General features: G+C 69.7%; 15 protein-coding genes. 3 read left to right on the top strand and 12 right to left on the bottom strand.

Annotated elements, in window-relative coordinates; all coding sequences use genetic code 11:
* Positions 1 to 4: 4 nt before the first annotated feature.
* The 3 genes from zwf to pgl are packed head-to-tail and all read left to right on the top strand — an operon-like array spanning position 5 to position 3,428.
* Positions 5 to 1,543 carry a glucose-6-phosphate dehydrogenase gene (gene zwf / locus OG714_RS38520; protein WP_406128064.1) on the top strand — a complete coding sequence of 513 codons (1,539 nt, stop codon included), beginning with the start codon at positions 5 to 7 and terminating at the stop codon, positions 1,541 to 1,543.
* Complete coding sequence (opcA, locus tag OG714_RS38515) at positions 1,540 to 2,649, top strand: glucose-6-phosphate dehydrogenase assembly protein OpcA (protein WP_406128063.1); 1,110 nt, start codon at positions 1,540 to 1,542, stop codon at positions 2,647 to 2,649. Before zwf ends, opcA begins: the two co-directional genes overlap by 4 nt.
* Complete coding sequence (gene pgl / locus OG714_RS38510) at positions 2,646 to 3,428, top strand: 6-phosphogluconolactonase (RefSeq protein ID WP_365307546.1); 783 nt, start codon at positions 2,646 to 2,648, stop codon at positions 3,426 to 3,428. The genes opcA and pgl overlap by 4 nt, the downstream gene beginning before the upstream one ends.
* Before the next feature lie 98 nt (positions 3,429 to 3,526).
* Here pgl and pgi read toward each other — a convergent pair whose 3' ends face one another.
* From pgi to uvrC, 12 genes are all read right to left on the bottom strand, one after another.
* On the bottom strand, positions 3,527 to 5,179 hold the full coding sequence (gene pgi / locus OG714_RS38505; protein WP_406128061.1) for a glucose-6-phosphate isomerase: 1,653 nt from the start codon (positions 5,177 to 5,179) through the stop codon (positions 3,527 to 3,529).
* Positions 5,180 to 5,233: 54 nt separating this feature from the next.
* Positions 5,234 to 6,502 carry an MFS transporter gene (locus tag OG714_RS38500; protein WP_406128060.1) on the bottom strand — a complete coding sequence of 423 codons (1,269 nt, stop codon included), beginning with the start codon at positions 6,500 to 6,502 and terminating at the stop codon, positions 5,234 to 5,236.
* Positions 6,503 to 6,635: 133 nt separating this feature from the next.
* Positions 6,636 to 6,971: an RNA polymerase-binding protein RbpA gene (locus tag OG714_RS38495; RefSeq protein WP_078623027.1), complete on the bottom strand. Its 336-nt coding sequence runs from the start codon at positions 6,969 to 6,971 to the stop codon at positions 6,636 to 6,638.
* A gap of 207 nt (positions 6,972 to 7,178) precedes the next feature.
* The gene (gene secG / locus OG714_RS38490; RefSeq protein WP_078652560.1) at positions 7,179 to 7,412 is read right to left on the bottom strand and encodes a preprotein translocase subunit SecG; all 234 of its coding nucleotides are present in this window, start codon (positions 7,410 to 7,412) and stop codon (positions 7,179 to 7,181) included.
* 138 nt (positions 7,413 to 7,550) lie between these two features.
* The gene (gene tpiA, locus OG714_RS38485) at positions 7,551 to 8,306 is read right to left on the bottom strand and encodes a triose-phosphate isomerase (protein ID WP_327407327.1); all 756 of its coding nucleotides are present in this window, start codon (positions 8,304 to 8,306) and stop codon (positions 7,551 to 7,553) included.
* A 41-nt stretch (positions 8,307 to 8,347) separates the two neighbouring features.
* Positions 8,348 to 9,559, bottom strand: coding sequence for a phosphoglycerate kinase (locus OG714_RS38480; RefSeq protein WP_406128058.1), 1,212 nt, complete (start codon positions 9,557 to 9,559; stop codon positions 8,348 to 8,350).
* Positions 9,560 to 9,714: 155 nt separating this feature from the next.
* A complete protein-coding gene (gap, locus tag OG714_RS38475; RefSeq protein WP_406128056.1) occupies positions 9,715 to 10,725 on the bottom strand; it encodes a type I glyceraldehyde-3-phosphate dehydrogenase in 1,011 nt (336 codons plus the stop codon).
* A gap of 189 nt (positions 10,726 to 10,914) precedes the next feature.
* A complete protein-coding gene (locus OG714_RS38470) occupies positions 10,915 to 13,872 on the bottom strand; it encodes a M14 family zinc carboxypeptidase (RefSeq protein ID WP_406128054.1) in 2,958 nt (985 codons plus the stop codon).
* A 413-nt stretch (positions 13,873 to 14,285) separates the two neighbouring features.
* Complete coding sequence (whiA, locus tag OG714_RS38465) at positions 14,286 to 15,275, bottom strand: DNA-binding protein WhiA (protein ID WP_019067568.1); 990 nt, start codon at positions 15,273 to 15,275, stop codon at positions 14,286 to 14,288.
* Positions 15,266 to 16,333: a uridine diphosphate-N-acetylglucosamine-binding protein YvcK gene (yvcK, locus tag OG714_RS38460; protein WP_026150944.1), complete on the bottom strand. Its 1,068-nt coding sequence runs from the start codon at positions 16,331 to 16,333 to the stop codon at positions 15,266 to 15,268. Before yvcK ends, whiA begins: the two co-directional genes overlap by 10 nt.
* The gene (gene rapZ, locus OG714_RS38455; RefSeq protein ID WP_406128052.1) at positions 16,330 to 17,337 is read right to left on the bottom strand and encodes an RNase adapter RapZ; all 1,008 of its coding nucleotides are present in this window, start codon (positions 17,335 to 17,337) and stop codon (positions 16,330 to 16,332) included. Before rapZ ends, yvcK begins: the two co-directional genes overlap by 4 nt.
* On the bottom strand, positions 17,334 to 19,385 hold the full coding sequence (gene uvrC / locus OG714_RS38450) for an excinuclease ABC subunit UvrC (protein ID WP_406128051.1): 2,052 nt from the start codon (positions 19,383 to 19,385) through the stop codon (positions 17,334 to 17,336). Before uvrC ends, rapZ begins: the two co-directional genes overlap by 4 nt.
* Positions 19,386 to 19,500 lie beyond the last annotated feature (115 nt).

Genomic DNA, 19,500 nt, shown 5'->3' with positions numbered 1-19,500 from the left:
AACCTTGGCTCCTCAGTCCGGTTCCGGAGCGAACCCGCTTCGTGACCCCGCCGACCGACGGCTCCCGCGCATCGCGGGGCCGTCGGGCCTGGTCATCTTCGGCGTCACAGGCGATTTGTCACGCAAAAAGCTGATGCCCGCCGTGTACGACCTCGCCAACCGGGGTCTGCTGCCGCCGGGCTTCTCGCTCGTCGGCTTCGCCCGGCGCGAGTGGGCCCACGAGGACTTCGCACAGGAGGTCCACGACGCGGTCAAGGAGCACTCCCGTACGCCGTTCCGTGAGGAGGTCTGGCAGCAGCTCGTCCAGGGGATGCGCTTCGTCCAGGGCACCTTCGACGACGACGACGCGTTCGAGCGGCTCCGCGACACGATCGACGAGCTGGACAAGGCGCAGGGCACGGGCGGCAACTTCGCCTTCTACCTGTCGGTGCCGCCGCGCTCCTTCCCGGTCGTCATCCAGCAGCTGAAGAAGCACGGGCTCGCCGACCAGGAGAAGGGTTCCTGGCGCCGCGCGGTCATCGAGAAGCCCTTCGGCCACGACCTGAAGTCGGCCGAGGACCTCAACAAGGTCGTGCACGAGGTCTTCGCCGCGGACCAGGTCTTCCGCATCGACCACTACCTCGGCAAGGAGACCGTCCAGAACATCCTGGCGCTCCGCTTCGCCAACACGATGTTCGAGCCGATCTGGAACCGGTCCTTCGTGGACCACGTGCAGATCACCATGGCCGAGGACATCGGCATCGGCGGCCGGGCCGGTTACTACGACGGCATCGGCGCCGCCCGTGACGTCATCCAGAACCACCTGCTCCAGCTGATGGCGCTGACCGCGATGGAGGAGCCGTCCTCCTTCTCCGCCGACGCGCTGGCCGCCGAGAAGGAGAAGGTGCTCGGCGCGGTGCGGCTGCCGAAGGACCTGGGCAAGAACACGGTCCGCGGGCAGTACGCGGAGGGCTGGCAGGGCGGCGAGAAGGCCGTCGGCTACCTCCAGGAGGACGGTATCGACCCCAAGTCGAAGACCGACACCTACGCCGCCATCAAGGTCGAGGTCGACAACCGCCGCTGGGCGGGCGTCCCCTTCTACCTGCGCACCGGCAAGCGCCTGGGCCGCCGCGTCACCGAGATCGCGGTGGTCTTCCAGCGCGCCCCGCACTCCCCCTTCGACCAGACGGCGACGGAGGAGCTGGGCCAGAACGCGATCGTCTTCCGCGTCCAGCCCGACGAGGGCGTCACGGTCCGCTTCGGCTCCAAGGTGCCCGGCACCTCGATGGAGATCCGGGACGTCTCCATGGACTTCGCCTACGGCGAGTCGTTCACGGAGTCCAGCCCGGAGGCGTACGAGCGCCTGATCCTCGACGTCCTTCTCGGCGACTCGAACCTCTTCCCGCGCACCGAGGAGGTCGAGCTGTCCTGGAAGATCCTCGACCCGATCGAGCAGTACTGGGACAAGCACGGCAAGCCCGCGCAGTACCAGTCCGGGACGTGGGGTCCGGTCGAGGCGGACGAAATGCTCGCACGAGAGGGACGGAGCTGGCGTCGGCCATGAAAATAGACCTCACCGACACCACTGCCAGCAAGATCAACAAGGCGCTCGTCAAGGGCCGCCGCGCGATCGGCACCCCGGCCGTCGGCATGGTGCTCACCCTTGTCGTCGTCACGGACGAGGAGAACGCCTACGACGCCCTGAAGGCCGCCAACGACGCGTCGCACGAGCACCCCTCGCGCACGCTCGTGGTCATCAAGCGCGTCTCGCGCTCACCCCGGGGCCGCACCCAGTCCCGCCTCGACGCCGAGGTACGGGTCGGCGCGGACGCGGGCAGCGGCGAGACGGTCATCCTGCGGCTCTACGGCGAGGTCTCCGACCACGCCCAGTCCGTGGTGCTGCCGCTGCTGCTGCCGGACGCGCCGGTGGTGGTCTGGTGGTCGGTGGACGCGCCGCGCGACCCGGCGAACGACCCGCTGGGCGCCCTGAGCCAGCGCCGGGTCACCGACAGCTACGCGGCGGAGAAGCCCGTCGACGAGCTGCGGTCCCGCGCCGAGAGCTACGAACCGGGCGACACCGACCTGGCCTGGGCCCGGATCACGCCGTGGCGTTCGATGCTGGCCGCCGCGCTCGACCAGGTCTCCTCGGAGATCGTCTCCGTCGAGGTGGCGGGCGAGGAGTCCAACCCGAGCGTCGAACTGCTCGCGATGTGGCTCGCCGACCGGCTCCACGTGCACGTCCGGCGGGCGGTCTCCGCCGGTCCCGGTCTGACCCAGGTGCGCCTGGAGACGACCGGCGGTCCCATCACGCTGCACCGGTCGGACGGGGCGATGGCCACCCTGGCCCTGCCCGGCCAGCCGGACCGCGCGGTGGCGCTCAAGCGCCGCGAGACGTCCGAGCTGCTCGCGGAGGAGCTGCGCCGGCTCGACCCGGACGACACCTACGCGTCCGCGCTGCGGTTCGGCGTGGACCGGCTGGGTGGCATCCAGTCGGCGGCGGAGCGGGCCGAGGCGGCTGCTCAGCCGGTGCCGGCCCTGCCGGTGCGCTCTGTTACGGAGACGACGCCCGCGTCGGTAACGGCATCGGCTTCCGCTCCGGCGGACCAGGGCGACGCCGACCGGCCCACCCCGGCGAAGATGCCCCCGGTGAAGAAGGCTGATCCGCAGTGAGCACTCCCCAACTCGTCGTCCACCGCGACAAGGAACTGATGGCCCAGGCCGCCGCGGCCCGGCTGATCACGAAGATCGTGGACGCGCAGGCCTCGCGCGGCTACGCCTCGATCGTGCTCACCGGCGGTCGCAACGGCAACGGTCTGCTGGCGGCTCTGGCGGGTCAGCCCGCCCGGGACGCCGTCGACTGGGGCCGGCTGGACCTGTGGTGGGGCGACGAGCGGTTCCTGCCCGAGGGCGACCCGGAGCGCAATGTCACCCAGGCCCGCGAGGCACTGCTCGACGCGGTGCCGCTGGACCCGAAGCGCGTGCACGCCATGCCCGCGTCGGACGGCCTCTACGGCAACGACGTGGAAGCGGCGGCGGCCGGATACGCCGAGGAACTCGCCCGGTCCGCCGGTCCCGAGAACCACGGCTCCGTCCCGACCTTCGACGTCCTCATGCTGGGCGTCGGCCCGGACACCCATGTGGCGTCGCTCTTCCCGGAGTTGCCCGCCGTACGGGAGACCGAGCGCACGGTCGTCGGCGTCCACGGCGCGCCCAAGCCGCCGCCGACCCGGGTCACCCTGACCCTCCCGGCGATCCGCTCGGCCCGCGAGGTATGGCTGCTCGCGGCCGGCGAGGACAAGGCGGAGGCCGCGGCGATCGCCCTGTCCGGCGCGGGCGAGATCCAGGCACCGGCGGCCGGAGCGCAGGGCCGCGCCCGCACCCTGTGGCTGCTGGACGCGGCGGCGGCATCCCAGCTGCCGCGCGCACTGTATCCGCCGGCTTCCGCCTGACACCGGCGGCACTGGCAACACCGGCAATCCGCTGAAGCCCCGTACGGCCTTCCGGTCGTACGGGGCTTCAGCGTTTGGTCACTTGCGGACTTGGTGTCTCAACGCCCGCGCAGCTCGCGGTACTTGGCGACCAGGGCCGTCGTCGACGCGTCCAGGCCGGGTACGTCGGCGCCCTCGCTCAGGGCGGGTTCGACGCGCTTGGCGAGGACCTTGCCGAGCTCGACGCCCCACTGGTCGAAGGAGTCGATGTTCCAGACCGCGCCCTGCACGAACACCTTGTGCTCGTACAGCGCGATCAACTGCCCGAGCACGGACGGGGTGAGCTCGCGGGCCAGGATCGTGGTCGTGGGGTGGTTGCCCTTGAACGTCTTGTGCGGCACCAGCTCGTCCGGCACACCCTCCGCGCGCACCTCGTCCGGTGTCTTGCCGAACGCCAACGCCTGTGTCTGGGCGAAGAAGTTGGCCATCAGCAGGTCGTGCTGCGCCTTCAGCCCGCCGCTCAGCTCGGCCACCGGCTCGGCGAAGCCGATGAAGTCCGCCGGGATCAACTTCGTGCCCTGGTGGATGAGTTGGTAGTACGCGTGCTGCCCGTTCGTCCCCGGGGTGCCCCAGACCACCGGCCCGGTCTGCCAGTCGACCTCCTGGCCGTCCCGGCCCACGTACTTGCCGTTCGACTCCATGTCCAACTGCTGGAGATACGCGGTGAACTTGGAGAGGTAGTGGCTGTACGGCAGCACGGCATGCGACTGGGCGTCATGGAAGTTGCCGTACCAGACACCCAACAGCCCCAGCAGCAAAGGCACGTTGGACTCGGCCGGCGCGGTGCGGAAGTGCTCGTCGACGAGGTGGAAACCGTCGAGCATCTCGCGGAAACGGTCCGGGCCGATGGCGATCATCAGCGACAGCCCGATCGCCGAGTCGTACGAGTAGCGCCCGCCGACCCAGTCCCAGAACTCGAACATGTTGGCCGTGTCGATGCCGAACTCGCCGACCTTCCCGGCGTTCGTCGACAGCGCCACGAAGTGCTTGGCGACGGCGTCCTGACCGGCCTTCAGCTCGGTGAGCAGCCAGTCGCGGGCGGAGGTCGCGTTGGTGATCGTCTCGATCGTGGTGAACGTCTTCGACGCGATGATGAACAGCGTCTCCGCCGGGTCGAGGTCGCGGGTCGCCTCGTGCAGGTCGGCGCCGTCCACGTTCGACACGAATCGCACCGTCAGACCGCGGTCGGTGAAGCTCCGCAGCACCTCGTACGCCATCGCCGGACCGAGGTCGGAGCCGCCGATGCCGATGTTGACGACGTTCTTGATGCGCTTGCCGGTGTGGCCGGTCCACTCGCCGGAGCGGACGCGGTCCGCGAAGCCGGCCATCTTGTCGAGCACGGCGTGGACCTGCGGCACCACGTTCTCGCCGTCGACTTCGATCACCGCGTCACGCGGGGCGCGCAGCGCGGTGTGCAGAACCGCGCGGTCCTCGGTGACGTTGATCTTCTCGCCCCGGAACATCGCGTCCCGGAGCCCGAACACGTCCGTGGCGGCGGCCAGCGCGTGCAGCAGCCGCAGGGTCTCGTCGGTGACGAGGTGCTTCGAGTAGTCGAGGTGCAGGTCACCGACCTTGAGCGTGTAGCCGGTGCCGCGCCCGGGATCGGCGGCGAACAGCTCCCTCAGCTGCGCCTCTCCGAGCTCCTCACGGTGCTTGGCCAAGGCGGTCCACTCGGGCGTCTGGTTGAGCCTGGTACGGCCGTCTGCGTTCATTGCGACTTCAGCCTTCTTTCCTACCGACCTGGGGGCCGGTTCCAACCTAATTGATCAGCCCGTGGCATGAGCGGTCGTCGCGTTGTCCAGCGGGGCAACAACAGGTACGTCCGGCTTGACCGCAGGTATCAGTGCGATGACCGACAGGACGAAGAAGGCGGCGGTGAGCAGGGCGGGCGTGTTCAACCCCCAGGCGGTGGCGACGGCCCCACCGAGGAGGGCGCCCAGCGGGGCCCCGGCGGCGGCCAGGGTACGGAAGGCGGAGCTGACCCGGCCCAGCATGTCGGCGGGGGTGCGCTGCTGCATCAGGGTCGTCGTGTTGACGTTCCACAGCATGCTCATGGAGCCGAAGACCCCGAGTGCCGCCACCACCGCGATCAGGCTGCGCACGGAGCCCATCACGACGAGGGCTCCGGTCTGCACCAGGCCCGCGAGCAGCACGCTCCGCATCGGGCCGAGGCGGGCGGTGACGCGTCCGGTCACCACTCCCCCGGCCAGACCGCCGACGGTGAACGCGGTGGTCGCCGCCGCGTATCCGGCGGTCCCTGCGTCCAGCCAGCCGGTCACCAGGATGACCAGGGTGGCGATCAGGGCGCCCATGCCGACGTTGCACAGGGCTGTCGCGGCGCACAGCCCGCGCAGGGGACGGTCGCGCCACAGGGTGCGCAGTCCGTCCGCGATCTCCCCGCGCAGGGTGCTGCCCACCGGTCCCGGCGCACGGTCGGGCGCCGTGGTGCGCAGCGAGGCGACCAGTGCGGCGGCGAGGAGGAAGGTGCCCGCGTCGGCCACGAAGGGAACCGCCGCTCCCGCGGCGATCAGCAGGGGCACCACGGGCGCTCCCATCAGGCCGCCCGCGATCTTCTGTCCGGACATCAGCCGCGTGTTGGCGCTGCCGAGCGCCGCCCGGTTCACCAGGGCCGGCAGCAGGGCCGTAGAGGCGTTGTCAAAGAGGGTCTGGAGCGTGGTCAGCGCGAAGGCCAGCACGATGAGCAGCAGGATCGAGGCGTGACCGAGAGCGACGGCCACGGCGAAGGCGGCGACGAGCAGTCCGCGGACCGCGTCCACCGTCCACATCGCGCGCCGCTGGTCCACACGGTCCGCGACCGCGCCGCCGAGCAGTCCGAAGACGATCCAGGGCAGATAGCCGCAGGCGGTCACGGAGGCGATGAGGAGGGGCCGGTCCGTCAGCGAGACGGCGAGCAGCGGCAGTGCCGCACCCCGCAGCGCGTCCCCGAACCGCGAGATCACGGCGGCGCTCCACAGCCGCCCGAACCCCCCGCGCCACGCGGGCACATGACTGCCCGTCACCTCGACCGTCGTCACCGCTCCCCCTCACGATTCGTCACTTCACAAACCGTAGAGGGCGCCACTGACAATCGGTCCGGAGGCGGTTCGGCCACCGGCCTGCGAAACAGCTCCGGCCAGACACCTTGTGGGCGTCCGGCCGGTTCAACTCCTAGATTTCTCCCCGCAGTTTGGCGAGCGCCTCGGCGAGGATCGCCTCGCCGTCCGCGTCGCTGCGCCGCTCCCGTACATACGCGAGGTGCGTCTTGTAGGGCTCGGTGCGCGGCGGGGCCGGCGGATTGTCCCGGTCCTGTCCGGCCGGGAAGCCACAGCGGGGGCAGTCCCAGGTTTCGGGAACCTGCGCGTCGCTGGCGAAGCTGGGCTGCGTCTCGTGTCCGTTGGAGCACCAGAAGACGATGCGCAGCCGGGGCGCGGACTCGCCGCGCTCGGCCTCACCCATCGGCCCCGCCCCGACCCGGCTTCCTCGGATCGCGTTGCCACTTGCCACGGTCGTAACTCCCTGCGTGATGGTGCCGCGAAGCGAGTCGGCGTTTTCGCTCCGTTGCGAGCGCCTCAGTCTACGTAAGGCCCAACGCGCGTCCAGTGGTTGGAGTTACAGCCCCTACACCTAGACGCAAGCCCCATGATAGGCCGCGCTCAGCTGCGCGTACCGAACATGGGGCCTTACGTACGGAATGTGCGAAGGAACGTGCGGTCAGCTCGTCTTCATCAGCAGGCCGAGCACGACGATGCAGGCGAACCAGAGCACACCGAGCACCACGGTGATGCGGTCCAGGTTGCGCTCGGCGACCGAAGAGCCGCCGACGGACGACGCCATACCGCCACCGAACATGTCGGAGAGACCGCCGCCCTTCCCCTTGTGCATCAGCACCAGCAGCATCAGCAGCAGGCTGAAGACGATCAGGGCGATCGAGAACCCCAAAACCACGGCTGGACCAACTTCCTCGGATTCGGATGGACGACAGGGGCATAGCGGCTGGCGCTATGCCCCCGCAAGGGTACGACGGATCGCGGCTACCGCCTACACGCGGCTTGTCGGTTCGCCTCCGGGGCGCTCAAGCCGGACTCACTGGTCGCGGAAGCGCGCGATCTTGACGAACTCGTCCGCGTCCAGCGAGGCACCGCCGACCAGGGCGCCGTCGACGTCGGGCTGGGCCATGATCTCGGCGACGTTGCCGGACTTGACGGAGCCGCCGTACTGGATGCGGACCTGGTCGGCCAGCTCCTGCGAGTAAAGCTCGGCGAGCTTGCCGCGGATGGCCTGGCAGACCTCCTGGGCGTCGCCGGCGCCGCAGACCTTGCCGGTGCCGATGGCCCAGACGGGCTCGTAGGCGATGACGACGGACTCGGCCTGCTCGGCCGGGACGTCCTTGAGGCCGCCCTCGACCTGGGAGAGGGTGTGGGCGACGTGGTTGCCCGCCTCGCGGATGTCGAGTTCCTCGCCGACGCACAGGATCGGGGTCAGGCCGTGCTTGTAGGCGGCCTTGACCTTCGCGTTGACGATCTCGTCGGTCTCGGCGTGGTACTGCCGGCGCTCGGAGTGGCCGATCGCCACGTACGTGCACTTCAGCTTGGCCAGCATCGCACCGGAGATCTCGCCGGTGTAGGCGCCGGAGTCGTGCGCCGAGATGTCCTGGGCGCCGTACTTGATCTTGAGCTTGTCGCCGTCGACCAGGGTCTGCACCGAGCGCAGGTCGGTGAAGGGCGGCAGGACGGCGACCTCGACGGCCTCGTAGTCCTTGTCCGCGAGGGCGAAGGCGAGCTTCTGGACGTGGGCGATGGCCTCGAGGTGGTTGAGGTTCATCTTCCAGTTGCCCGCCATGATCGGCGTGCGCCCAGAGGAAATAGATGGAGCCATTGAGGTCAGTCCTCCAGTGCGGCGAGGCCGGGGAGCGTCTTGCCCTCGAGGTATTCGAGGGAGGCGCCGCCGCCGGTCGAGATGTGGCCGAATGCGGTCTCGTCGAAGCCCAGGATGCGGACGGCCGCGGCGGAGTCGCCACCGCCGACGACCGTGAAGGCCGGGGAGTCGAGAAGGGCCTGGGCGACCGCCTTGGTGCCCTCGGCGTAGTCGGGGTGCTCGAAGACGCCCATCGGACCGTTCCAGAAGATGGTGGCCGCGTCGGCGAGCTTCGAGGCGTACAGGGCACCGGTCTCGGGACCGATGTCGAGGCCCATCTGGTCGGCGGGGATGGCGTCCGCGGCGACGATGGTGGGGTTGGACGGGGCCTTCGTCTTCAGGTCCGGGAACCCGGCCGAGGTCACGACGTCTACGGGGACGACGAGTTCGACGCCGTTCTTCTCGGCGCGCTCGACGTACTCGGTGACGGCGGGCAGCTGGTCGTCCTGGACCAGGGAGGCGCCGATCTCGTAGCCCTTGGCCTTGAGGAAGGTGAAGGCCATGCCGCCGCCGATGAGGATGCGGTCGGCCTTGCCGAGCAGCTGGTCGATGACGGCGAGCTTGTCGGAGACCTTGGAGCCGCCGAGGGCGACCACGTAGGGCCGCTTGACGTCCTCGGTGAGCTTCTTCAGGACGCCGACCTCGGTGGCGATGAGGTAGCCGGCGTAGTGCGGCAGGCGGGCCGGAAGGTCGTACACCGAGGCGTGCTTGCGGTGCACGGCGCCGAAACCGTCGCCTACGTAGACGTCCGCCAGGGCGGCGAGCTGGTCGGCGAACTCGCCGCGCTCGACGTCGTCCTTGGAGGTCTCGCCCGCGTTGAAGCGCAGGTTCTCGATGACCGCGACCTGGCCGGGCTCGAGGCCGCGCACCGCGTCGTGGGCGGCGGGGCCGACGGTGTCCTGGGCGAACGCGACCGGCGCGCCCAGGAGTTCGGCCAGGCGCTCGGCGGGCTGCAGCAGGGAGAAGGCCGGGTCCGGGGCGCCCTTTGGGCGGCCCAGGTGCGAGGCCACGATCACCTTGGCGCCCGCCTCGACGAGGGCCTTGACCGTGGGCAGGACGGCGCGGATGCGGCCGTCGTCGGTGATGAGGCCGTCGGCCAGCGGGACGTTGAGGTCGGCGCGGACGAAGACCCGCTTGCCGTCCACGCCTTCGGCGAGAAGTTCGTCGATCGTCTTCATAAAGGGACTCCTAGGGAGGGCTCTTCAGATCCGAGAGGGCTGATCGATCACTACGTAGTGAAGGCCAACGGCTCGGACACTACGTAGCAAGGGCTCGGACAGCGCGGCGTGCGCTGCCCGAGCCCTGACTCACATCGAGTTGCCTGCTCTGGGAGTTAGAGCTGGCCGCCGACGAAGACCGTGAGGTCGACGAGGCGGTTGGAGTAGCCCCACTCGTTGTCGTACCAGCCGAGGATCTTCACCGACGTGCCCTCCTGGACCATGGTCAGGGAGGAGTCGAAGGTGCAGGAGGCCGGGTCGCCGACGATGTCCGAGGAGACGATCTGGTCCTCGGTGTACGACAGGTACCCCTTGAGGTCGCCGTCCTCGGAGGCCTTCTTGAACGCGGCGTTGACCTCGTCCTTGGTGACCTCGCGCTGCAGGGTCACGACCAGGTCGGTGGCCGAACCGGTCGGGACCGGGACGCGCATCGCGATGCCGTCCAGCTTGCCCTTGAGCTGCGGGAGGACCAGGGCGGTGGCCTTGGCGGCACCGGTCGTGGTCGGGATGATGTTCTCGGCGGCGGCACGCGCGCGACGCAGGTCCGAGTGCGGGAAGTCCAGGATGCGCTGGTCGTTGGTGTACGCGTGGACCGTCGTCATCAGGCCCTTGACGATGCCGAAGTTCTCGTCGAGAACCTTGGCCATCGGCGCCACACAGTTGGTGGTGCAGGAGGCGTTCGAGATGACGTGGTGGTTGGCCGCGTCGTACTTGTCCTGGTTGACGCCCATCACGATGGTGATGTCCTCGTCCTTGGCCGGAGCCGAGATGAGGACCTTCTTGGCGCCGCCGGCGATGTGCTTCTCGGCGTCGGCCTTCTTCGTGAAGATGCCGGTGGACTCGATGACGATGTCGACACCGAGGTCGCCCCACGGGATGTCGGCGGGGTTGCGCTCGGACAGCACCTTGATGGTGTGACCGTCGACGGTGATCGTGTCGGCGGTGTGCGACACCTCGGCCTTGAGGCGGCCCAGGATGGTGTCGTACTTGAGCAGGTGAGCGGTGGTCGCGGTGTCACCCAGGTCGTTGACAGCCACGATCTCGATGTCAGCACCCTGCTCCAGCAGCGCGCGGAAGTAGTTACGACCGATGCGGCCAAAGCCGTTGATGCCTACGCGGATCGTCACGAACCGATCTCCTCGTTGGTACGCCGGCTCAGTGCCGGCGAGTTGTATGGGATGTCCCCGACCGCCTACGACCCTACCTCCCTGAGCCCTCCGTGGTGACATTGAGATGCCCCATACACGGCAGGGCGGTCCGTACCCGCCAGTAGGGGTACGGACCGCCCTCGATGTTCATGACATCGCCATGCCGAGTCAGCCCTGGAGGGCCGCCAGTGCCTTCTTGAGCAGGGCCGCGCGGTCGGCGGCCGCGGTGACCTGTTCCAGGCCGAAGCCGAGCAGCACGGTGCGGTCGGTGGTGACCGCGCCGTACGTCTGGAACAGGGCTCCTGTGCGGGTCCAGTCCTTCAGGGCCGCGGGGCTGCCGGCCGGCGGGCCGGTCACGGTCCAGGCGCCGAGGGAGGTCTCGAAGCCCTCGGTCTGGGTCGCCGTGCCGCCGATGACGAGCGAGGTGTCGTCGGCGAGGACGCCGTGGCCGCCGGAGCCCGGGTCGGTGATGTAGCTGAGCGAGACCTCGACGGACTTGCCGGCGTAGGCGCTCAGGTCGAAGCCGACCTGCTGCCAGCCGTTGGAGGCGCCGGTGAGGCTGTTCCACGAGCCGGTGGTGCCGGTCGCGGTGCAGCCGCTGGAGGCGACGGTCAGGTAGTGCTTGAGCCAGGGGTGCTCGGCGACCAGGAAGCCGGCCTCGCACTCCGTCGGTACGGCGGTGCCGGTCGCGCCGCCCACCTCGGGGAGCGTGGTCCAGTCGTCGGCCCCGGTGGTGTGGATCTCGACCACGGCGTGGTCGTAGCCGGGCTCGGTGTCCCACAGCAACTCGCTGCGCAGCGTGGGCTTGTCGGCCGCACTCACCCCGGTGAGGTCGATGGTGCGGGTGAGGCGCTTGTAGGCGTCGTCGGTGTGGACGGCGGCGGCCATGTAGGAGCCCGCGTAAGGGCCGTACGGGTTGACGGTCCCGGCGAACTGGCCCGCTCCGGCACTCGCGAACTGCGGGTACGTGGTGGGCGACAGCGAGTCGGAGGTGACGCTGTAGGTACCGGCGCGGTCCAGCGGGTTGCCGGGCGCGCCGCTGAGCGGCCCGGTGAAGCCGGCGAGCTTGCCGGAGCCGGTGAAGCCGGTGGCTCCGGGGGTGGACGTACGCGAGTAGGCGCCCAGGTAGTACTGGCTGAAGTCGTTCGAGGGGGTGCCGTCGGCGAGGGCGACGGAGCCGCCGGCCTGTTCGCCGGCCTCGATCAGCTTGCCGCCCTCGTTGAGGAAGGCGCGCAGCTGGAGCTGGGTGTCGTTGCGCGGTCCCGCCGTGCCCGAGTAGTGGACGACGGTCTTGAAGTGGTCGAGCACGCCGAGCGCGTCGGGCGCGCCCTGGGTGGCGACGTCCCAGACGACCGCCTTGCGGCCGTTCGCCTTCAGGGCGTCGACGTAGGTCTGCGCCTGGGTGGCGGCAGCGCCCTCCTCGGCGACCACGAGGGTGTCGGCGACGGGTCGCTTGGCCACCGTGTAGGTGAAGTGCGCGCTGGAGGTGGGCTTCCCGGCCTTCGTCTCACCGGTGAACCACACCTCGACCTTGTCGCCCGGGTCGCCGTCCTTGACCTTGGCGCGGTACTCGTCGAAGTACAGGTTGTCGTCCCCGCCGTAGGTCTGGCCGCCCTTCCAGGACTTGAGCGCCATGTCCTGCGTACGGCCGCCGTTGACGCGGTACTTGAGCTCCTTGTCGCGCACGGACTTCCGTACGACGACGGCGACCTCCTGGTCGGCGCCGCGCGAGTACGAGGTGGGGAAGGTGGCCGGGGTGAAGTCGGCTGCGCTGAGGCCGACCGACGACTTCGGCTGGTCGGGGTGGGCGGCGGTCTCGGCGACGGAGAGCGCGAAGGGGATGTTCTTCGCGAACTCGTCCTGGATCAGCTTCTCGTCGTCGGGGAAGTTGAAGACGGACTGGCAGTCGGCCGCGTTCCAGGCGTCGTTCGGGTCGATGTTCGACGCGGTCTGGCAGGTCGACATCTCGGGGGTGAACATCGACATGCTGTTGACGTTCGACGCGTGGCCGTCCGCCTCGCCGTTGGTCGTGTACAGCTCCGAGGAGACCTGCGAGTGGTAGCCGGGGATCGCCGGGTTGTCAGGCGTACCCGCGAGGGCCTTGTAGAGGACGTCGTCCGGGGTCGGGGTCGCGACCTGCCAGCCCACTCCGTAGAGGAGGAGTTCGGCGGCGGAGTGGTAGTTGATGCCGTAGGTGAAGCCGATCCGCTTCTCGAACCCGTCGAGCGCCTGGGTCTCGGGCTCGGAGGCGGGGGCCGTGCCGCGGTAGGTCTCGCTGGTGGGGTTCGGCGACGAACCCTCGTCGTCGTAGCCCCACTTGTAGGCGAAGTTGCGGTTGAGGTCGACGCCGTCGCCGGTGGAGATGGCGCCGTCGCCGTTGTTGTCCCGCAGGTTCTTGCGCCACAGGCGGGTGTCGGTGTTCTGGAAGGTGTAGTCGTAGCCGTCCGGGTTGGCGGAGAGCACGAACCACAGCTCGGTCGAGTCGACGATCTTCTTGATGCGCTTGTCGGTCTTGTAGTTGTCCAGGTAGTAGTGCATCAGCCGGCGGGTCATCTCCGGCGTGATCCACTCGCGCGCGTGCTGGTTGGACACGTAGAGCACGGAGGGCTTGGAGCCGTCCTTGGTCTTCTTCGCGTTCTTGGTCAGTTTGAGCGCGAGGATGTCCTGGCCGTCGACCGTCTTCCCGATGGACTCGACCTTGGTGAGCCCGGGGTTGGCCTGGCCCGTCCTGACGATCTCCGCCGCCAGACCGCCGCTTCCGCTGTACGGCCGGAACACGCCCTGCGCCGCGTCCTCGACGCGCGTCTCGGCCTTGGCCGACAGGGTGTGCTCGGTGAGGTCGACGCCCTGCTTCTCCAGCTTCTGGGCCTGCTGGTCGGTGAGGTAGACCTCGACGGCGGTCCTGCCGGACGCGGAGAACTGGTTGTCGCCGAGTTCGTGGGCGTCCTGTCCGGCCTTCAGGAGCAGGGGTATCTGCTTCTGGGTGACGTCGGCGTGGAAGACCTTGACCTCGGCCGGGTCGGACTTCGCGGAACTCCCGCCCTGCGCCTGGGCGATCGGTGCGATGCTCGCCCCTGCGATCAGGAGGGCGCCGACAGCGAGGATCGATCTCGCTCTGTGTCTCATGAATCCCCCTAGCAATCGTTCGCCACAGCAGCGAACAGTTGCCAGGCTCATGACACTTCATGATCGAGTCAAGGGGGCCACAAAGACAGTCAAAGGGCAGGGTGGGGGCCTTCGGGAGGGGATGCGGGTTTCGGCGCCCGTTTTCCTACGGGGAGACCTGGGCGGCCTTGCACTCGGGCCGGGCCAGGCGGTGTTGACGGCCCGTCGGCATCGAGTTTGACGTCCCGAGACGGACGGACGCCGACGCGAGGGCTCTCGGGCGGCCCGAATGGGCGCCTGCCGCCGACACGTTGACAGCTCGTCAGTGATCGGCCAAGCAGTCCAAGACAACGAAAACGTCGGTGCCGACGCCCCAAGTGGGCGTCGGCACCGACGTATTGACGGATCATCAGCCGATCCGTGTCGTGTGATCGTCAGCCGACCATGTTGTCGGCCATCTCCTCGGTGATGCTGGACTCCGTGCCCGGGATGCCGAGGTCCTGGGCCCGCTTGTCGGCCATCGCCAGCAGTCGGCGGATACGGCCGGCCACCGCGTCCTTGGTGAGCGGCGGGTCCGCGAGGGCGCCCAGCTCCTCCAGGGAGGCCTGCTTGTGGTCCATGCGCAGCCGGCCCGCCGCCGCGAGGTGCTCGGGGACCTCGTCGGCGAGGATCTCCAGGGCACGCTGCACCCGGGCGCCGGCGGCGACGGCCGCGCGGGCCGAGCGGCGCAGGTTGGCGTCGTCGAAGTTGGCGAGCCGGTTCGCCGTGGCGCGCACCTCGCGGCGCATCCGGCGCTCCTCCCAGGCCAGCACCGACTCGTGGGCGCCGAGCCGGGTGAGCAGGGCGCCGATCGCGTCGCCGTCGCGGACGACCACCCGGTCGACCCCGCGCACCTCGCGCGCCTTGGCCGCGATCGACAGCCGGCGGGCGGCGCCGACCAGCGCGAGCGCGGCCTCCGGACCCGGGCAGGTCACCTCCAGGGAGGAGGACCGGCCGGGCTCGGTCAGCGAGCCGTGGGCCAGGAACGCGCCTCTCCAGGCCGCCTCCGCGTCACAGGTGGCCCCCGAGACGACCTGCGGCGGCAGACCCCGGATGGGGCGTCCGCGGCCGTCCACGAGCCCGGTCTGCCGGGCCAGCTGATCGCCGCCCGCGACCACCCGGACGACGTAACGGGAGCCGCGGCGCAGTCCGCCGGGCGCCATCACGATCAGTTCGGAGCTGTGGCCGAAGATCTCCAGGATGTCCCGCTTGAGCCGGCGCGCCGCCATCGCGGTGTCCAGCTCCGCCTCGATCACGATGCGCCCGCTCACCAGGTGGAGGCCTCCGGCGAACCGCAGAATGGCGGAGACCTCCGCCTTCCTGCAGCAGGTCCGGGTGACGGGGAGCCGGGAGATCTCATCCTTCACCGCTGCCGTCATCGCCATGGGCCGATCCTTCCATGCATCCGAAAAATACGGTCGTACGCGGCGGCCAACAGCTCCGGGTCGTGCCTTGGAGTTCCGTCGGTCCGGGCCACCGGCGCCAGCTCGACCGCGGCGTCCAGCCGCTTGGCGGCTTCGGTGAGCGACGCGCGATCGGGCACGGCTGCCTCGTCGGCCAGCACCACGTCCAGGGCGAGTTTAGGGGCGTGTCGTCCCAAAACCTCCAAATGACGCTGCGGGGAGAAGCCATCGGTTTCTCCGGGTTGCGGCGCGAGGTTCAGGGAGAGTACCCGGCGCGCCTTCGTCTCGGTGAGCGCGTCGAGCAGTTCCGGCACCAGCAGATGCGGGATGACGGACGAGAACCAGGAGCCCGGACCGAGCACCACCCAGTCCGCGTCGAGCACGGCGGCGACGGCCTCGGGCACGGCCGGCGGGTCGTGCGGCACGACGTGCACGGACATCACCTCACCGGGCGTGAGCGCCACGGTCGCCTGTCCCCGGACGGTGTCGACGTCGTCGGGCCGCGCCGGATCGTGCCCCTTGACCAGGGCCTGCAACTCCAGCGGTACGGCGGACATGGGCAGCACGCGCCCGTGCGCGCCGAGCAGCTTGCCGACCAGGTCGAGGGCCTGGACGTGGTCGCCGAGCTGCTCCCACAGGGCGACGATCAGCAGATTGCCGACCGCGTGCTCGTGCAGGTCGCCCTTGGACTGGAAACGGTGCTGGATGACCCGGGCCCAGGTCTGGCCCCAGTCGTCGTCGCCGCACAGCGCGGCCAGCGCCTTGCGCAGGTCCCCCGGGGGCAGCACGCCGAGTTCGTCGCGCAGGCGGCCGCTGGAGCCGCCGTCGTCGGCCACGGTGACGACGGCGGTGAGGTCGCCAGTGATGCGGCGCAGTGCGGTGAGCGAGGCGGACAGACCCATGCCGCCGCCGAGGGCGACCACCTTGGGCTGGGTGCCGCGCCGGCGCGGCTTGCCGCCGCGGGCCTCGACGGGCCTGGTCGTCCGTCCTTCGGGCACCACGCGGCGCAACCTGCCCAGGCGTGGGCTACGTCCTGTCATTCCCGTCCCATGTCCCGGTGTACGACCACCGTCTCCACACCCTCGGCCACGAGCCGCGCGGCGAGCTTCTCCGCCGTGGCGACCGAGCGGTGCTTGCCGCCGGTGCAGCCGATCGCGATCGTCACGTACCGCTTGCCCTCGCGCCGGTAGCCGGCCGCGATGAGCCGCAGGAGCTCGGCGTACCGGTCGAGGAACTCCTTGGCGCCGGGCTGGTTGAAGACGTACGCCGAGACCTCTTCGTTGAGGCCGTTGAAGGGGCGCAGCTCCGGGATCCAGTGCGGGTTGGGCAGGAAGCGCATGTCGGCGACGAGGTCGGCGTCGACCGGGAGGCCGTACTTGAAGCCGAAGGACATGACGGTGGCCCGCAGCTCGGGCTCCTCCTCGCCGGCGAACTGGGCGTCCATCTTGGCGCGCAGTTCGTGGACGTTGAGGCTGGAGGTGTCGATGACCAGGTCGGCGTCCCCGCGCAGTTCGCGCAGCAGCTCGCGTTCGGCGTCGATGCCGTCGACGATGCGGCCGTCGCCCTGGAGGGGGTGGGGGCGGCGCACCGACTCGAAGCGGCGCACCAGGGCGTCGTCGGAGGACTCCAGGAAGACGATCCGCCGGGTGACGTGCTTCGACTCCAGGTCGGCGAGGGACTCGCGGAGGTTGTCGAAGAAGCGTCGTCCGCGTACGTCGACGACGACCGCGATGCGTGCCACGTTGCCCTGGGAGCGGGCGCCTAGCTCCACCATGGTGGGGATCAGGGCGGGCGGGAGGTTGTCGACGACGAACCAGCCGAGGTCCTCCAGACACTTGGCGGCGGTGGACCGCCCGGCCCCGGACATGCCGGAGATGATCACCAGCTCGGGGATGGCCGTCTCGGGCACCCCGCCGGCTGTCGTGCTGTCCGTACTCACCTGTGCTCCGTCGTCCTGGGCTTCTTGTCGCGAAGCCTGATCGTCGCCGGGTTCCTTGTGGGTCCGATCTCGGTCCGCTGTGGGCTGCTTCTCTTGTTCGGTCATGTGTCCTGCCCCCGTCGCTCGTCCGGGGCTCCCGCGGGTACGGGCTCCCCTGGGGCACCCACCGTGGTCCCGGGTGTCCCGTCTTCCATGTCTTCCATGATCTCTCCAGTCGCCGTGTTCACGGCGGGTGCGGCCGGGGCCGCCTGGGCGAGGGCCACCGCGATGGTCTCGGCGGTCTTGCGACCTATGCCCGGAACCTCGCAGATCTGGTCGATTGTCGCGGACCGCAGCTTCTTCACCGAACCGAAGTGTTTGATCAGCGCCTGTTTGCGTGTCTCGCCGAGGCCGGGCACGTCGTCCAGGGGGCTCGCCCGGAACCGCTTGGCACGCTTGGCGCGCTGATAGGTGATCGCGAAGCGGTGGGCCTCGTCGCGGACGCGCTGGAGGAGGTAGAGGCCTTCGCTGGTGCGGGGCAGGACCACCGGGTCGTCGTCGTCCGGGAGCCAGACCTCCTCCAGGCGCTTGGCGAGGCCGCACACGGCGATGTCGTCGATGCCCAGCTCGTCGAGGGCCCGCTTGGCGGCGGCGACCTGCGGCTGTCCGCCGTCGACGACGACGAGCTGCGGCGGGTAGGCGAACCGCTTGGGGCGGCCCTCGTCGTCCTTCAGGTCCCTCAGCTCGTCGCCGTCCACCCACTCCCCCGTCTTCTCCTTCTCGGCGAGATAGCGGCGGAAGCGGCGGGTGATCACCTCGTGCATGGAGCGGACGTCGTCCTGGCCCTCGAAGCCCTTGATCTGGAAGCGGCGGTACTCGCTCTTGCGGGACAGGCCGTCCTCGAAGACGACCATCGACGCCACGACGTCGTCGCCCTGGAGGTGCGAGATGTCGTAGCACTCGATCCTGAGGGGGGCGCTGTCCAGGTCGAGGGCCTCGGAGATCTCCTCCAGGGCGCGTGAGCGGGTGGTGAGGTCGGAGGCGCGCTTGGTCTTGTGGAGGATCAGCGACTGCTGGGCGTTGCGCGCGACGGTCTCCATGAGGGACTTCTTGTCGCCGCGCTGCGGGATGCGCAGCGACACGTTCGCCCCGCGCCGGTCCGTCAGCCACTCCTGGACCGGCTCCACCGGGTCGGGCAGGGCCGGGACGAGGACCTCCTTGGGGACGGAGTCCCCGGTCTCCTCGCCGTAGAGCTGCTGGAGGGCGTGCTCGACGAGGGCCGCGGTGGTGACGTCCTCGACCTTGTCGGTGACCCAGCCGCGCTGGCCGCGCACGCGTCCGCCGCGGACGTGGAAGATCTGGACGGCCGCCTCCAGCTCGTCCTCGGCGACCGCGATCAGGTCGGCGTCGGTCGCGTCGGCGAGGACGACCGCGCTCTTCTCCATGGCCTTCTTCAGGGCCTCGATGTCGTCGCGCAGGCGGGCCGCCCGCTCGTACTCCATCTCCTCGGCCGCGTCCGTCATCCGCTTCTCCAGACGGCGGATGTACGTGCCGGTGCGGCCGGCCATGAAGTCGCTGAACTCCTCGGCCAGTTCGCGGTGCTCCTCCTCGGAGACGCGGCCGACGCAGGGAGCGGAGCACTTGCCGATGTAGCCGAGCAGACAGGGGCGGCCGGTGCGCGCGGCGTTCTTGAAGACGCCCGCCGAGCAGGTGCGGACGGGGAACACGCGCAGCAGGAGGTCCACGGTGTCGCGGATCGCCCAGGCGTGTCCGTACGGCCCGAAGTAGCGGACGCCCTTCTTCTTGTGACCGCGCATCACCTGCACGCGCGGGTACTCCTCGTTCATCGTCACCGCGAGGTACGGGTAGCTCTTGTCGTCGCGGTACTTGACGTTGAACCGGGGGTCGTACTCCTTGATCCAGGAGTACTCCAGCTGGAGTGCCTCGACCTCCGTGGACACCACCGTCCACTCCACCGACGCGGCCGTGGTGACCATCGTGCGCGTGCGCGGGTGGAGTCCGGCCAGGTCCTGGAAGTAGTTCGCCAGGCGCTGGCGCAGGCTCTTCGCCTTTCCGACGTAGATCACCCGGCGGTGCTCGTCGCGGAATTTGTAGACCCCGGGCGAGTCCGGGATCTCTCCCGGCCTGGGGCGGTAGCTGGAGGGATCGGCCATGTTTCACACCCTACTGGCGCGGAGTGACAGCGCGGCGGGGCTGTGGACAACGCCGGACACGCCCGGCGGAACTCTTGTCGGGTGTCCGGCAGGTGCCCTGGCGGGACTCCTGACG

Origin of the sequence: Streptomyces sp. NBC_00989 (genome assembly GCF_045162655.1) — a bacterium.
Classification (GTDB): Bacteria; Actinomycetota; Actinomycetes; order Streptomycetales; family Streptomycetaceae; genus Streptomyces.
Note: the sequence above shows the minus strand (reverse complement) of the source record. Positions and strands in the feature narration are given on the sequence as shown.

Excerpts from the sequence above, each read along its gene's own strand:
- OG714_RS38480 (WP_406128058.1), bottom strand. The coding sequence starts at position 9,559 with ATGAAGACGATCGACGAACTTCTCGCCGAAGGCGTGGACGGCAAGCGG.
- tpiA (WP_327407327.1), bottom strand. The coding sequence starts at position 8,306 with ATGGCGGGCAACTGGAAGATGAACCTCAACCACCTCGAGGCCATCGCC.
- pgi (WP_406128061.1), bottom strand. The coding sequence starts at position 5,179 with ATGAACGCAGACGGCCGTACCAGGCTCAACCAGACGCCCGAGTGGACC.
- opcA (WP_406128063.1), top strand. The coding sequence starts at position 1,540 with ATGAAAATAGACCTCACCGACACCACTGCCAGCAAGATCAACAAGGCG.
- uvrC (WP_406128051.1), bottom strand. The coding sequence starts at position 19,385 with ATGGCCGATCCCTCCAGCTACCGCCCCAGGCCGGGAGAGATCCCGGAC.
- whiA (WP_019067568.1), bottom strand. The coding sequence starts at position 15,275 with ATGGCGATGACGGCAGCGGTGAAGGATGAGATCTCCCGGCTCCCCGTC.
- rapZ (WP_406128052.1), bottom strand. The coding sequence starts at position 17,337 with ATGACCGAACAAGAGAAGCAGCCCACAGCGGACCGAGATCGGACCCAC.
- yvcK (WP_026150944.1), bottom strand. The coding sequence starts at position 16,333 with ATGACAGGACGTAGCCCACGCCTGGGCAGGTTGCGCCGCGTGGTGCCC.
- OG714_RS38470 (WP_406128054.1), bottom strand. The coding sequence starts at position 13,872 with ATGAGACACAGAGCGAGATCGATCCTCGCTGTCGGCGCCCTCCTGATC.